Origin of the sequence: Halomonas sp. A3H3 (genome assembly GCF_000982975.1) — a bacterium.
GTDB lineage: Bacteria > Pseudomonadota > Gammaproteobacteria > Pseudomonadales > Halomonadaceae > Vreelandella > Vreelandella titanicae.
Map to the genome: position 1 here is coordinate 3243029 of NZ_HG423343.1, position 14145 is coordinate 3257173.

Genomic DNA, 14145 nt, shown 5'->3' on the forward strand with positions numbered 1-14145 from the left:
CCGTATTGTCGGGGTGGGGTTTTCATCGGGGGCGCATTTAGTGAGTTTGCTGGCAGTGGCGGGAGTAGAGGGGCCGCTGGCTGAACCTTACGGCGGTGAGCAGAGCCGTTTGGCTGCAGTATTGGCAGGAGGGCTACCTAGTGATTTGCTTAAGTTTGACGATGGACGCTTAGTCGTCGACTTTATCGGCGGTACCCGCGCTGAAGAAAACGAAGCGTATCGCCTAGCCTCTCCCGCACGGCAAATTACTCCGCAGACGCCGCCATTTTTTCTGTTCCACGGCAAGTGGGATCAACTGGTGCCGGTGGATCACGCCACGGACTTCTATCAAGCCCTGCAGGAAAATAACATCGAGAGCGAGCTGTATCTGCAGCGCTGGCGCGGCCACTTCGCCAGCTTTCTATTCCGTGGCGGCGCCATTGATGCAGGCATTGCGTTTCTTAATCGGCAGGTCAATCCTTAACGGTTATACGTCATCAAGACATGGCCAATGACATCATTCCGATAACAGCGCCATCATCAAGATCCATCTGAGTGACGAGTTTGCTTAGTTGGCTCATAGCCTCTTGAAGCGAATTATTGAGGCTACTGATTTCCTGTTGCAGGGCGTCGAGTTTTGCTTGGCGTTGTTCATCGTTTAGGGACTTGTCGCGCATAACATCTTCAAGTTCCTGCTGTTTCTCCTTTAACTTTTCTCTATATTCAACAATTCGCTTTAGTAGTTCTTTAATCTCCTGCGGGAGATCGCTTTCATCGATTTTGGTGTTCTTCGCTTCCTGTGTGTTACCAGCCTTTTCTGAAGCTGAGGCGATGCCTCTAGCCACGGGCGAAAGATCCAAATGAATGCTGGTGTTGGCTTCTTCCTGGGCGGCGTTAGAAGTGACCGGTGTAGTTGTTACCTTCTCGGCATTTAACGGCTCACTACGTAAAGAATGTGCGTCTAAAGAAGCACTCCCGGTAGGTAAAGAGATGGTCATGGCAATCTCTCGTTAGTGTTAAGGGCTATTTTAAGCAGGCGCGACCGCGGCTACACAGGCTTGCTTAGATAAATAGGTTCAAAGCAGGCTAATAGTGTTATCGACAGCCCGAGACAATACTTTAGCTTACGCTAAGGAATACCTAGGTGACCTGGAAGTCAGTGCAATAGGGATAGCCATCATTGCTGCATGGCCATTGATGCAGGCATCACGTTTCTTAATTGGCAGGTAGTTAGCAGGGGTTAGACTTTAGTTGCGTTCTTACTTTATGCAAGGTTGGTGACAGTTTCGTGGGGTAGCGTCTTAAGCACACAAGGTAAGATCTGTGTCGAAAACCAAGCAAACTTATAAAAAGAGAGCCACGCTATGCTTAACACTTCCAGTGCTTCCTTATCGTTTAATATCAAATCGATATTGGTAGGGGCAACGGCCGCCATTGCCTCTCTATCAATGGCGCTTCCTGCTGTAGCTGACGACTTTCCTTCTCGGCCGCTCAACATGGTGGTAGGTTTTGGCACCGGCGGAAGTGCGGATCGTATGGCCCGCATGATGTCAGGGCCTATTTCCGAAGAGCTAGGTGTACCAGTACAAGTAACTAATCGCCCCGGTGCGGGCACTCAGGTTGCTTCTAATTACGTTCTTAACGTGCCTGACGATGGTTATACCGTCTATGCCTCGACATTTGCTCCTTACTTAACCAACTCGATCCTTACTGGTGATGCAGAGTTTAGTGTCGACGACTTTTCTTATATCAACTTCCAGTGGTTTGATTTGGATCTAATCGCTGCAAATAAAGACAGCGGTTATGAAGACCTGCCAAGCCTGCTTGAAGCGATCCGCGAAGAAGAGGGTCAAGTACGCGGTGCGGTGGTTCAAGGTTCTGCTGGTCACTTAATGGTGCGTTTGCTGCTTGATGAGGCAGGTATTCCCCAAGATAACCTCAACTTGGTGACCTATAACAGCGGCGGTGAAGCCCGTTCAGCGGTAGCGGGTGGGCAGGTGGATTTCGTCTCTATTAGTGCCCAGGGTAGTGAGGGAATCCGTGAGTTCTTAACCCCGTTGGCGATCGTAAGTGATGAGCGCATTGAACAGTGGGATGCACTCCCGATCAATGAAGCGCTGGCGCCGATGAATCTTGAGGTGCCCGTTCTTCAGGGCTCAATGCGCGGCTTTGCAGTGACCAGTGAAATGGAGCGTCAGCATCCTGAGCGTTTTGAGAAGATCTCCTCGGCTATTCAAAGTGCGCTTGCCCGCAAGGATGTTCAAGAGCAGCTTGAGCGCAACGAAATGGGCGGCGTTTGGGTAGGCCCAGAGCGCTCCAACGAGCTGATGCGCGAAAACTATCAGGTGTTTGAAAAGTACGCTCACCTGCTTAACTAATTTTCACGAACAGGTTTTTCACGACCAAGTTTTTCCGAGCAGTTTTTCCGAACTAATCCTTCCATGATAGCTGGCCCCTCACATTAATGAGGGGCCAGTATGGGGTTTTACCATGTCTGAATGTAAACGTGACTATGGGGACTTTATCGTTCTCATGGGTCTGGCTGGCTTTACACTATGGTATTTATTAGACGCCATTCGCGTATCCGCCACACCGCAAAACCTGCTGCTTATATTGCCACTTGCCGTTATCGTGTTAGCGATTATTGCACTCGAGTTGATCCTGCGTATTAAACACGGCTCGCTGTTTCGCTCCTCTGAAGAAGAACCGCTGCATAAAACATTACCTGTTGTGGGTCTCTTCGCCGTTTATGTGCTGTCGCTTGAAGCGATAGGCTTTGATATTGCCACCGTAGCGTTTCTGGCGCTTTTCCTGATCCTTAAGGGGGAGCGCAATTGGTTGTTGGTAGGTGGCTATAGCGTCGCTTTTGGGCTGAGTGTCGCGTTCTTTTTCTCGCAGATGCTGCCGTACCCTATGACACTGCTGCTGCTTCCAAGCTGAGGAGATACCATGATTGATTTTGGCGCAGTAGGGCAGAGTTTTGATCTGCTTTTTTCTAATTTTGGCCCTTGGTTGGTGGTAGTGCCGGGTATCGTGCTGGGGCTTATTTTTGGCGCAACGCCAGGCCTGCAGATATCAATGGCTATGGCCATTTTCCTGCCAATGACCATGTATATGGACTTTATTCAAGCCATGTTGTTCCTTACCGCTATTTTTACTGGCGGCTCATTTGGTGCCGGTATCCCAGCCATTCTGATGAATATTCCGGGAACCTCTTCGGCAATCGCTACCGCGTTTGATGGTTACCCCATGGCGCGAAAGGGGCAGCATAACCAGGCGTTAGGCGTCGCGTTAGCCTCCTCGGTGATTGGCGCGCTGATGGGCTACGTGGTGCTGTTCTTTATGATACAGCCGCTTTCCTACATGGTGCTGAGATTGGGGCCAGCAGAGATGTTTGTAGTGATTCTCTGGGGGATGACGCTGATTGCGAGCTTAAAAGGCGAACAGGTGCTTAAAGGCTTGATTGCAGGGTTTGTTGGCCTGTTAGTCGGGACGATTGGGTTTAGCGAAATCGGCTTGGCACGCGGTACGATGGGGCAGACTTACCTGTTGGACGGCGTCCCCGTCATTCCGGCCATGATGGGTATGTTTGCGGCCTCTGAGCTATTTAAGCTGGCCAACAAGGGCTTCATCGTTGAATCCGCCGATGCTCGTAAGGTCAAGGTGAGTGAGATCTTCGAAGGCTGCAGAATGGCGATGCGTTACCCTGTTGTGATGATTCGGGGTGGTTTGATCGGGGTGTTGGTCGGGGCGGTTCCTGGTGTGGGCTCATCCGTGTCTAACCTGCTCTCTTACATAGAAACTAAGCGCCGTGATCGGGATCCCGATTCATTTGGGAAAGGCAATCCGAAAGGGGTCGTGGCCTCTGAGGCGGCTAACAGCAGCTCCGAAGGGGGCTCGATGGCAACACTGCTGGCACTAGGGATTCCCGGCGGTGGCGCTACAGCGGTAATGTTAGCGGCGTTTGCTATGCATAACATCACTGGCGGCCCGCAGTTTATTCGCCAACAAACGGATGTGGTTTACGCGATTATCTTCGCTAACTTTGCCCAGGTGTTTCTACTGGTGATCATCGGCTTACTGTTTATTCCTCTCTTGGCCAATATCGTCAAAGTGCCCATGCGCTACTTGATACCTTCTGTGTTGGTGCTGGCGGTAATGGGGTCATTCGGGCTAACCGGCAATATGACTGGGCCCGCTACGGTGCTGGTGTTTGCGGTGATCGGTTGGATATTTCGCCACTATGGCTACTCCGTACCCGCTGCCGTGATCGGCATGCTACTGGGCTCGCTGGCTGAAAAATCGCTACTTCACTCCTACCAAATCAGTGGTGGCGACATCACGTACGTTTTTGAGCGCCCAGTAACGCTGGCTATTTTTGCCTTACTGCTTATCTCACTATTTAGCCAGCCACTAATGAAGCGCCTTAAAGCGCGTCAAGAGGCTGCTCAACTATGATTCCTGAATTCAGAATTTGAAATGTTGAAAAAAACTGTCATTACCGTTGGCTTGGGTTTTGTGGGTGGCTGGTTTGCCACCCTTTTTTCATTGCCCTTGGCTTGGATGCTTGGTTCTCTGTTTATGGTGATGGGCTTATCACTGGTGGGGGTGAAAACAGGTGTCGATAAGCGCGTACACCGCACCGCCATCGCACTGCTAGGGCTATTTATCGGGAGTCGAATCCAAGCAGATGAGCTCGTAGGATTGGTTTTGTGGTACCCCAGTGTGCTGGCAATGCTGGTTTATATGGGACTAATGCTGATCGGCGGGTTCTGGATTTTTAACCGAGCAAGAGTAGGGCGGATGAATGCTATTTTTTGCTCGTATCCAGGGAGTATGAATTCAGCGCTGGTGCTGGCTGAACGTGCAAATGGAGATTTACGTTGGATCGCCATCTCTCACTCACTACGCTTAGTCACCGTGGTCTCGGGTGCGGCTTTCGTGGCGAGTTTTTTTGTTGATGATGTAGCGCTTGCCAGTTCACCATCAGCGCTAGCCTTAGTCGATATTTTGCCTCTGTTATTGGCACCACTGTGTTGGTGGTTAGCGCGCTTATTAAGAATTCCTCTGCCTGAGTTTTTAGGGCCCATGGCCGCAGGGGCCATTATTGCTAATCTTGGATTTGATTACTCCCTGCCGACCGGGGTAGTGCTTGCAGCCTTTCTGGTGCTGGGGGCTTCTGTAGGCTCGCGTTTTTCAGGGACTCAGTGGTCGCAGGTAGTCAGCATGGGGCGCTATGGGATTACTTTTGCCCTATTTGCGTTGGTGTTAGCGGCGCTCATGGCGTGGTTGGTTTCAAGTTTTACCCAACTAGCCTTCGTTGCTGTCCTGCTTGCGTTAATTCCTGGTGGAGTAGGAGAAATGGCGGTGATCGCCATGGTGATGGGTATCGACCCAGTCTATGTTGTTTCTCACCACATACTGCGCCTACTGCTATTGATCTTTATGACCCCGCTAATGCTGCGAATAGTCAATCAGCCGCTTAAATAGCGGGGAAAGTCACCGAGACCTCAAAGCCGCCCTGGGGCCGATTCGTTAACGCCAGTCGGGCAGAGTGCGTCGTGGCAATTTGTTCCACAATGGCCAGCCCTAATCCGCTTCCAGGCGTATGTTTGTTGTGGCGGAAAAAGCGTTCCGTCAATTTGGAAAGCTGCGCTTCCTCCACGCCGGTACCCTCATCGCTAACCGTTAACGTTACTTGGCGCGTGTCAGCCGTTAGTGCAACGGTTATAACGCCTCTATAGGCCATGCTGCCACCCGCATGCACGCTGGCATTTTCGATGAGATTGGTCACCAACCAGCGCAGCATAATGGGGTCGCCCAAAATGTTAGGTATTGCTTTATGTTGATCAAAGGCGAGTTCTTGGTTCTGTTTATAAATATTAGGGGCAGTCTGGGCACAGGCATCATGGCAAATGGCGATTAAATCGACACTTTCGAGATGAGACGTATCGACTAATTCACTGCGTGTTTTGGCGTATTTAAGCAGTTGCTTAACGGTATGGCTGGCATGTTCAGCGATGCGTTGAATCTCTCGCAGGCTAGTATGAGCGGGTGAGTGCGAGGGGTCTTTAAGCGACATTTCCGTTAAAGCGCGAATTTCTGAGACAGGTGTTCTAAGTTGATGCGAGACATCGGCATTGAGCTGCTGAGTGCTTTCAATACTGCGCCGCATACGCTGCATTAAATGATTAATACTCTGGATTAGCGGCAGGATCTCTTTTGGGGCTGCATCATCCAATGCATGCAAGTCATTCGGTGAACGTTGTCGCAAGGCTTGGCTAACCGCGTTAAGAGGTGCTAACCCAAGGTGAATGGCTAAAAGTGCAATTGAAATTGCTAGTAATCCTGTAACGACCATTAATCCTGTGAGCGTTATCATGAAGTCGTTGGTAAGGGTGTGGCGGGCTTCCTTTGATTCGGCGACGACGACTTCAATGTCTACCGGTTCGCCTCCGCGCCGGAACGGAAGGGTGAGCGCAACAGCTCTTAAAGCATTGCCCGCATAATCTACATCATAAAAAATTGGCTCGTGCGACGTTTGGGGTGGATCTGTCAAACCGCTAAAGCCTGCGATTATGTCTCCGTCATTTTCTTTAATGCGATAGAAAATTTTTCCTTCACCTCTGCTGCCAAGTGTACTGATGCTGAAATAGTGCATATTGATGCGTAGCTCACCATCCGCTGTGTAAATTCGACGCTCCAGTCTCTGAGCTGCATTAAGTAGCAGGTCATCAAAGGTGGCATTAATTTGGCGAGACAGCAGCAGGTGACTAGAGATCAATGCCAAGATCGCGAGGGCGGTGAAAGGCAGTCCAATCCATAAAAGCAGCCGACTGCGGATCGATTGGCGTTTATTCATAGCCAGGGGCTTTCACGTCTTTAGGTTCGTAGTCTTTAGATTCCAGGTAATAGCCCAGGCCGCGTACCGTTTTTAAGCCGAAATCGTAGCCAATTTTTTTACGAATCCGGGAGATGTAAGTTTCCACTGCGGCGTAGCTGACCGACTCATCGGAGGTAGATAGTCGGTCGATAATTTGATCCTTATTAACGAGGCGATTTTGGTTTATCAGCAGGTACTCCATGACTTCTAACTCGCGGCGATGCAACAGCAAGGGTTTGCCATCAAGCCGAAGCTCCATGGCATCAGGTAAAAACTCTAAGCGCCCACACTGCAGCGTTTCTCCGCCAAAGTGCTTGGCACGCCGCACTAACGCACGGGCACGTGCAGTAACTTCTTCCAACGAAAAAGGCTTGCATAGATAGTCGTCTGCGCCCACTTCAAGACCATGTATGCGCTGATCCAGGCTGTCGCGTGCCGAAATAATCAAGACAGGGATCGTATCCTGCTGGTGGCGTAATGTGCGTAGTAAGGAGATGCCATCCAATTCAGGCAGGCCAAGATCCAACACCAACAGGTCGTATCCGCCCTGTTCAAGCATATGGAGTGCTTTTCTGCCATCGTCGGCGACATCAATGCTAAAGGCAGCCTCGCTAAGTGTGGCTGCAATAGAGTTGGCTAAATTAACGTTGTCTTCTACTACAAGCGCCTTCATAAGCAGTCCTGTTGTTATCCCTCCGGCTGGTACTTATACCCTACGCCATAGACAGAACGGATGATCTCCAGCTCTGGAAGCGCTTCGTGGATCTTCTTGCGCAGCTTTTTGATGTGGCTGTCCACGGTGCGCTCCGAGACGATGCGGTTGTCGCGATACATGTGATCCATCAGCTGCTCGCGGCTGAAAATCCGGCCCGGCGCCTGCATCATTACCCGCAATAGTTGGAACTCCACCGCCGTTAGGCCTAAATCCTGCCCATGGGCGAGCGCCTGCCAGCCATCTTCGTTTAATACCACCGGTGCGTTTTGCACCTCGGCTGGGGCATCGGCCGCCGCTTGGCTGCGGCGTAGTACCGCTTTGACCCGTGCGACGACTTCCCGGGGGCTAAACGGCTTGCAAATATAGTCGTCGGCACCTAGTTCCAGCCCTAGCAAGCGGTCGACCTCTTCTACCTTGGCGGTGACCATGATGATGGCAATGGCAGGCCACTGCTGACGTATTTCCCGGCTGAGGGTGAGGCCATCTTTGCCTGGCAGCATGATATCGAGGAGTACCAACGCAGGGGAGTGCTGCTCCAGCCACGGTATCACCTCATCGCCATGGCCCAGGGTGGTTACCTCAAAACCGTGGGTGGTTAAGTAGTCCGTCATTAGGCGGGCAATCTTCGGTTCATCCTCAACAATCAGTAAAGAGGCAGCATGAGACATAAAGGTAGACTCGCTTAACAGTGAACGTGAAAGCAGGGCGTAACGGTTCTTGTACTATCAGTTTTGGTGATACTAATCCCGGAAATATTAATCAGCAGCCAACAGCGGAAAACGTAGCGTCCAGCGTAGCCCACCTAGCGTTGAGCTAGAGGGCGTCAGCGTTGCGCCGTGGGCATTAACCAGGGCGCTGGCAATTGAAAGTCCTAAACCGCTGCCACCACTGGCACGGCTGCGCGAGCCTTCAACGCGATAGAGCCGCTCGGTCAAACGGGCTAATTCACCTTCCGGCACGCCTGGCGTACTGTCTTCCCAGATGACTACGGCCATTCCCTGCTGAGCGGTAAGCGTGACGCGTAGCTCTCCCGGCGGCTGGGTATAGGCGCAGCTGTTATCCAACAGGTTGTTCCACAGCTGGCGCAGGCGTTGGGCATCGCCACGAATCATAATGCCAGGCTCGATCTGTTCGGTCAGCGTTAAACCGCTTTCGACTAACCAGCGGTCGGCGTCGGACAGGCGGCTGGCAAGGCAGTCGCTAAGATCCATCGGCGCCAGCTGAATATCCAGCGCGCCAGCATCGCTTTGCGATAGCAAGCGTAAATCCGCCACTAAACGCTCTAGCTGCCCCACTTCCTGGGCGAGGGAGCTAAGGTTCTCCTGATTCAATGGACGAATCCCATCCTGCATGGCTTCGATTTCGCCGCGCAGCACCGCCAGCGGCGTGCGCAGCTCGTGGGCGGTATCAGAAACCCAGCGGGCGCGGGCATCGCGGCTGGCCTCCAGCGTTGCCGCCAATACGTTGAAGTCGCGTGCCAGGCGCGATAGCTCATCGCGACCGCGTTCAGGCAGTCGAGTGCGATAGTCGCCCTCGGTAAGCCGCAGCGTGGCGCCCGCCAGTGCCCGAGTGCGTCGCCCCAGCCACCAGGAGAGCCCGCCTGCCAGTAGCAGTGAGGCAACGCAGAGTGATATCACGATAAGCACCAAGTTACGCTGTTGGCGCTCAAGGAAGCGGCTCTCCATACGCTCCATCATTTCTCGGGGCGGCCGAAAACCCAGCGAGCCGATATCGGTATCGCCGCTGCGAAGGGTTAGCCAATGCCAACTGCCCGAACCTTCGCGCCCGCTCCTGGGGAGCACCACAAAACGGCCATCCGCTGCGCGCAGGGTGAAGTCCCGCGCCTCACCGAGTGGCGAAGGGCGGTCACTATGCTCCTGACCCAGTTCAAAGCGGACAATATACGGCCAGCGTTCCGGTGACTGCTCCAGCCATCCCCAGCTCTGCTGGGTTTCCCAGCGAGTCACGAGGCCGTCAGCCAGCAGTGTGGCACGGCGTTCCTGGGCCTGGTTGAGGTAGTCGAGAAAGCCGCGGTCAATACTGTACGAGACAGCAAGAAACATACTCGCTGAGATCGCTACATTGACGCTGAGAATAATCACGAACAGCTTGAGCCCCAGCCGAGAGGGGCGCCATTGACGTATGGCTGTGAGCAAGGCCATCAGTGGGCTCCTTCTTCTTGGCTAGGGTTTTTATCTAGTGTCGGTTGGCGTGGCGCGCTGAGCCGCTCGCGAACATTCTCCATGCCTAAATAGAGGCAGGGCACCAGGATCAGCAGTATCACTGTGGCGAAAAGCATACCGAAGCCGAGCGAGATCGCCATGGGGATCATAAAGCGCGCTTGTCTGGACGTTTCCAAGATCATCGGTGCCAGACCTAGAAAGGTCGTCAGCGTGGTCATCATTATCGGGCGTAAGCGGCGGGTGGCTGCTGCCACAATGGCTTCCCGGGCGGCCATGCCCTCACGGCGTTTGCGATTGGCGTAATCAATCAGCACCAAGGCGTCGTTAATGACCACGCCTGAGAGCGCCAGCATACCCAGCAGGCTAATGATGGATAGCCCGAAGCCCATGATCATATGTCCAGCGACGGCACCAACAATGCCAAAGGGGATCGCGGCCAGCACCAGCAGTGGTTGTAGGTAGCTTCTAAACGGGATCGCCAGCAGTGCATAGAGCGCGGCAATCATTAACCACATGGAAGTTCTTAGCGTGGCTAAATTGTCGGCGGTATCCTGCTGACGGCCACCCATGCTGACTTCCAACCCCGGCCAGGTCGCTTCCAGACTGGGAAACTCCTCTTCCTGGAGCGTGGCGAGCACTTGATTGATGGCCACATCGCTTTCCGAGTCAGCGGTAACGGTAATAATCCGCCGCCCGTTAATGCGTTCAAGGCTGCTAGAGGCTTGGCTGATGGTAATGTCGGCCACTCGCGATAGCGGTACACTCAGCCCATCAGGTGTGCGCACCGGCATGCGGTAGAGCTCATTCAAACTGTCGCGGTTGTCGGTGGGTAAACGTACCTCAACGCTGATTTCGCTGCGCCCCACGTACTGTTCAAGCGCGGTGGCGCCCTGGAGTGGCCCGCGCAGGGCTTGGGCTAGATTATTACCCGTGAGCCCCAAGGCGCGGCCTTCGGCAGAAAGACGCATTTCTAACTGCGGTTTACCGTCACCAAGGCCGCTGTCGATATCTGTGAGGCCATAGCCGCCCAGCGTTTCCGCTAAGCGTTCGGCGGCGGCTTCCAGCACCTGAGTATCCGGGTGCGAAAGACGTAGGCTGAGTGCCGCGCCGCTACCGGGCCCGCCGACATCGGCTTCAAAACGAACCGACTGGGCGCCGAGTAAATCGCCGGTGAGATCACGCCACTCCCGGGCGATACGCGAGGGTGGCCACGCTTCCAGGCTCTCGCTGGCAATATCCAAACGCACTTCCAAACTTTCGCCATCTAAGCGGCTGCGTGAGCTGCTGAAGCTAAGTGTCTCTTCGCGCTCGCTGAGGGCATCGGCGGCGTCGAGCAACTGTTGGCTAAGCTCGCGGCTAACGTTGATATTGCTACCAATGGGCAGGGTGACCGTGGCCTGCACCTGATCCGATTCGACCCGTGGCATCAGGGAAAAGCCCAAACGCCCACTCATCGCCCAGGAGAGCGCGATCAACAGAATCGCGATGCCCAGCGAAATACTCAGCAGGCGCTGATTGAGGGCGCGTTGCAGGAACGGTTCGAACTGGTGATAAGTAAAGTGGTGCAGGCCCCCCTGAAGGCGCTGGCGCAGTGCTTCAAGGGGACGCTGCCACGCCGGGGTTTGGCGCGGTTTGCGACTATGCGCCAGGTGAGCGGGTAGAATCACCAAGGCTTCCAGCCAGGAAATCAAGAATACCGTCACCACCACTACCGGCACGGTGGCAAAAATCAGTCCCAAAAAGCCGGGTAAAAATAGCAGCGGCAGGAAGGCGACGATATTGGACAGAATCGCAAAGGTTAGCGGCGTGGCAATTTCGCTGGCACCTTTGACCGCCGCATCGCGCAGTGAGTAACCCTCTTCCCGGTAGCTGTAGATATTCTCACCAACGATAATGGCGTCATCTACCACGATCCCCAGGGCGATAATAAAGGCGAACATCGACATCATATTGAGCGAGACGCCGATCCAGGGCAGAAACAGCATGGCACCCAGGAACGCCGTTGGAATGCCCAGGGTGACCCAGAACGCCAACCGCGCTTCCAAAAATAGCGCCATGAGTACCAATACCAGCGCTAGCCCCATCCAGGCGTTTTTTAACAGCAGGCTAAGACGATCTTCGTAAACTTCTGAGCTGTCGCGGGAAATATCCAGGCTGACGCCTTCTGGCATACCTGCGCGTAGGCGCTCAAGCTCACCGTTGACCGCTTCCGAAATACTGGTCGGGGTTTGATCACCAATCTGGTAAACATCCACAGAGAGACCGGGCTGGCCGTTATAAAACTCCTCTCGGTCGGTTTCGGCAAAGCCATCGCTGACTCTGGCGATCTCGCCCAGGGTAATCGGCGCCCCCTGGGTGCTGGTCAGAATCGGCAGCTCGGCAAAGGCCTCGGCACTGTTACGCCGTCCCTGATAGCGAATCAGCCATTCACCTTCTTCCGTAGTGAGCTGGCCACTAGCAAGATCAAGGGCTTCTTCGGCAATGCGGTTGGCAAGTTCCTGGTGATCAAGGCCATAGCGCTCGATGGCCTCTTCGTCCAAGTGGACTTGAATCTCTCGCTCGCGGTTGCCGGATAGCTCCGCACGGGAGATGCCGGAAGTGGCTTGCAGTTCACCGCGTACATCTTCGGCCGCGTTGTGCAGTGCTTCCAGACCGACTTGGCCGTAAACCTGTAGGCTCAACACGCTGCGGGAGCGCCCCGCGAGGGTAAAGCGGGGTGGATCGGCAGCGCTGGGTAGGGTTGTGATGGCGTTCACCGCCTGCTGGATATCCTGATAGGCGCGCATCACATCCACACCATCAATCAGCGTTGCGTAGACGCTGGCGCTGCCTTCACTGGCCGTCGCGGTCAGCTCGTCGATGCCCTCTACATCGGCAATCGCGGCTTCCACCGGTAGCAGCAGGCTCTGTTCCACATCCTCTGGTGTGGCGCCAGGGTAGCTGATAGTGACTTGCACAACTTCGATGTCGAATTCAGGGAACACTTCCTTCTTAATCGCTAGCGACGCCATTAGGCCGCCGACGATAAACAGCACCATCAATAAGTTGGGGGCTACCCCGTGATCTACCATCCAAGCCAATGGGCCGCGTGGTACCTTCATGATTCATCTCCCGGTCCATCTCCTGCTTGAGCCGGGGTGTCGTTGGGGTGACGAATGCGCACTAGCTGGCCTTCTCTGGGCTGGGCCAAGCCCGCGGTGACGACCTGCTGGCCGGTTTCCAAGCCGCCACGAATCAAAGCATCATCTTCCCCGCGATAAGCCAGGGTGACCGGCGTTCGGCGTAAACGATTCTCTTCATCTACCCGCCATGCTACGTCACCCGGGCGGAGAGCCGCAGAAGGTAGTGAAATAAGCTTCTCCTGAATAGCCGGTTGAAAAGAGGCGCGCAGGACATCGCCCAGGCGCAGGGCAGGGCCGTCGGTCTCTAGGGCGAGCGGGTCGTTAACCGCAATCAACAGCTGTGCCTGCAGGCCATTCTCTTCAAGGCTGGGTAGCATTGAGACCAGGAGTCCTTCGCGTGTGGCGCCTTCGGGCCAGCCGCGGCTGGTTAACGTAACGCTGCTGCCCGATTCCAGCCACTCCGTCCACTCGCTGGGAAGCGAAGCGCGCACCCAAAACTGCTCAACGCCCACCAAGTGGACTACTTCTGTACCCTGGCTGAGCAGGCTGCCGGCGCCGACCAGGCGCTCTTGTACCATGGCCCGCCAGGGAGCAGTGAGAGTGGCGCGTTCCACATTCAGCGCCGCTTGGTCGCGGGCCACTCGTGCTTGGGTGACTTGGGCCTGTGCTTGGCGCAGCTGCGGTTCGCGTAGTACCAGTGACCGCCGCTCTGCTGAGAGCTGACGACCAAAAGATTCGTACTCGCTGCGGGCGCGTTGCTGCTCCGCCTGCTCTAGCGCCAGCTGCGCTTGAGCATTGGACAACTGCGCCTCAGCATCTTCAAGGCTCAGGGCCAAGTCGGCTTGGTCTATATAGGCTACAGGGGCCTGCTGCTCGACCACCTGACCGGGCACAACGTTATCAGCAAAACGCTCCAATTGGCCCGCTACTCGGCTGGCCAGCATCGTCTCCTGCTCTGCTTCAACACGCCCAAAAGCGTACAGGTTGGGTGCCTGGGAACTGGCATTCACCGTGACAACGTCTACCACACTAGGCAGAGGCTCTGGCGGTGGGGTACGCTCTATACGCGGTGGTTGAGTAATGATCCACCAAGCAAGGGCCAATGTGGTAATAAGAATCAATAATGCGACCACAGCACCCAAACGAATGCGGCCATGTTGATTCGTAGCGTAATAGCGAGAAAGAGTCATTACCGCGCGTCATCCATTGGGAGCGAAAATTCCAGAAAAATAAGCGTATGATGCTAGGGTTTGTACGAAAAGT

Annotated in this window: 12 protein-coding genes; 5 read left to right on the forward strand and 7 right to left on the reverse strand. The window is 54.4% G+C overall.

Features of this window, described 5'->3' with window-relative positions; genetic code table 11:
* Positions 1 to 463: prolyl oligopeptidase family serine peptidase (locus HALA3H3_RS26190; RefSeq protein ID WP_144410458.1), on the forward strand; the 463-nt coding region annotated here is incomplete at its 5' end.
* Between the two features lie 13 nt (positions 464 to 476).
* Here HALA3H3_RS26190 and HALA3H3_RS14415 read toward each other — a convergent pair.
* Positions 477 to 977 carry a hypothetical protein gene (locus HALA3H3_RS14415; RefSeq protein WP_022522301.1) on the reverse strand — a complete coding sequence of 167 codons (501 nt, stop codon included), beginning with the start codon at positions 975 to 977 and terminating at the stop codon, positions 477 to 479.
* Positions 978 to 1343: 366 nt separating this feature from the next.
* Between HALA3H3_RS14415 and HALA3H3_RS14420 the strand changes: the two genes are divergently transcribed.
* The 4 genes from HALA3H3_RS14420 (at position 1344) to HALA3H3_RS14435 (ending at position 5469) form a co-directional block, all read left to right on the forward strand.
* Entirely contained in the window at positions 1344 to 2357 is a 1014-nt protein-coding gene (locus tag HALA3H3_RS14420; RefSeq protein ID WP_022522303.1) for a Bug family tripartite tricarboxylate transporter substrate binding protein, read from the forward strand.
* Positions 2358 to 2469: 112 nt separating this feature from the next.
* Positions 2470 to 2919 carry a tripartite tricarboxylate transporter TctB family protein gene (locus tag HALA3H3_RS14425; RefSeq protein ID WP_022522304.1) on the forward strand — a complete coding sequence of 150 codons (450 nt, stop codon included), beginning with the start codon at positions 2470 to 2472 and terminating at the stop codon, positions 2917 to 2919.
* Between the two features lie 9 nt (positions 2920 to 2928).
* A complete protein-coding gene (locus HALA3H3_RS14430; RefSeq protein ID WP_022522305.1) occupies positions 2929 to 4437 on the forward strand; it encodes a tripartite tricarboxylate transporter permease in 1509 nt (502 codons plus the stop codon).
* Positions 4438 to 4458: 21 nt separating this feature from the next.
* Entirely contained in the window at positions 4459 to 5469 is a 1011-nt protein-coding gene (locus HALA3H3_RS14435; RefSeq protein ID WP_022522306.1) for an AbrB family transcriptional regulator, read from the forward strand.
* Here HALA3H3_RS14435 and HALA3H3_RS14440 read toward each other — a convergent pair.
* The 6 genes from HALA3H3_RS14440 to HALA3H3_RS14465 form a co-directional block, all read right to left on the reverse strand.
* Entirely contained in the window at positions 5462 to 6841 is a 1380-nt protein-coding gene (locus HALA3H3_RS14440; protein WP_022522307.1) for a sensor histidine kinase, read from the reverse strand. The genes HALA3H3_RS14435 and HALA3H3_RS14440 overlap by 8 nt on opposite strands.
* On the reverse strand, positions 6834 to 7535 hold the full coding sequence (locus HALA3H3_RS14445; protein ID WP_022522308.1) for a response regulator transcription factor: 702 nt from the start codon (positions 7533 to 7535) through the stop codon (positions 6834 to 6836). Before HALA3H3_RS14445 ends, HALA3H3_RS14440 begins: the two co-directional genes overlap by 8 nt.
* Positions 7536 to 7549: 14 nt before the next feature.
* Complete coding sequence (locus HALA3H3_RS14450) at positions 7550 to 8245, reverse strand: response regulator (protein ID WP_022522309.1); 696 nt, start codon at positions 8243 to 8245, stop codon at positions 7550 to 7552.
* 87 nt (positions 8246 to 8332) lie between these two features.
* Entirely contained in the window at positions 8333 to 9739 is a 1407-nt protein-coding gene (locus tag HALA3H3_RS14455; protein ID WP_009287362.1) for an ATP-binding protein, read from the reverse strand.
* Positions 9739 to 12861 carry an efflux RND transporter permease subunit gene (locus HALA3H3_RS14460; RefSeq protein ID WP_022522310.1) on the reverse strand — a complete coding sequence of 1041 codons (3123 nt, stop codon included), beginning with the start codon at positions 12859 to 12861 and terminating at the stop codon, positions 9739 to 9741. Before HALA3H3_RS14460 ends, HALA3H3_RS14455 begins: the two co-directional genes overlap by 1 nt.
* Positions 12858 to 14072 (reverse strand): efflux RND transporter periplasmic adaptor subunit, encoded by a 1215-nt coding sequence (locus HALA3H3_RS14465; RefSeq protein WP_022522311.1) that lies wholly within the window; start codon positions 14070 to 14072, stop codon positions 12858 to 12860. The genes HALA3H3_RS14460 and HALA3H3_RS14465 overlap by 4 nt, the downstream gene beginning before the upstream one ends.
* Between the last annotated feature and the right edge of the window lie 73 nt (positions 14073 to 14145).

What these genes read in the sequence shown, in the direction of transcription:
- HALA3H3_RS14415 (WP_022522301.1), bottom strand. Translation starts at nt 977, where the DNA reads ATGACCATCTCTTTACCTACCGGGAGTGCTTCTTTAGACGCACATTCT.
- HALA3H3_RS14420 (WP_022522303.1), top strand. Translation starts at nt 1,344, where the DNA reads ATGCTTAACACTTCCAGTGCTTCCTTATCGTTTAATATCAAATCGATA.
- HALA3H3_RS14425 (WP_022522304.1), top strand. Translation starts at nt 2,470, where the DNA reads ATGTCTGAATGTAAACGTGACTATGGGGACTTTATCGTTCTCATGGGT.
- HALA3H3_RS14430 (WP_022522305.1), top strand. Translation starts at nt 2,929, where the DNA reads ATGATTGATTTTGGCGCAGTAGGGCAGAGTTTTGATCTGCTTTTTTCT.
- HALA3H3_RS14435 (WP_022522306.1), top strand. Translation starts at nt 4,459, where the DNA reads ATGTTGAAAAAAACTGTCATTACCGTTGGCTTGGGTTTTGTGGGTGGC.
- HALA3H3_RS14440 (WP_022522307.1), bottom strand. Translation starts at nt 6,841, where the DNA reads ATGAATAAACGCCAATCGATCCGCAGTCGGCTGCTTTTATGGATTGGA.
- HALA3H3_RS14445 (WP_022522308.1), bottom strand. Translation starts at nt 7,535, where the DNA reads ATGAAGGCGCTTGTAGTAGAAGACAACGTTAATTTAGCCAACTCTATT.
- HALA3H3_RS14450 (WP_022522309.1), bottom strand. Translation starts at nt 8,245, where the DNA reads ATGTCTCATGCTGCCTCTTTACTGATTGTTGAGGATGAACCGAAGATT.
- HALA3H3_RS14455 (WP_009287362.1), bottom strand. Translation starts at nt 9,739, where the DNA reads ATGGCCTTGCTCACAGCCATACGTCAATGGCGCCCCTCTCGGCTGGGG.
- HALA3H3_RS14460 (WP_022522310.1), bottom strand. Translation starts at nt 12,861, where the DNA reads ATGAAGGTACCACGCGGCCCATTGGCTTGGATGGTAGATCACGGGGTA.
- HALA3H3_RS14465 (WP_022522311.1), bottom strand. Translation starts at nt 14,072, where the DNA reads ATGACTCTTTCTCGCTATTACGCTACGAATCAACATGGCCGCATTCGT.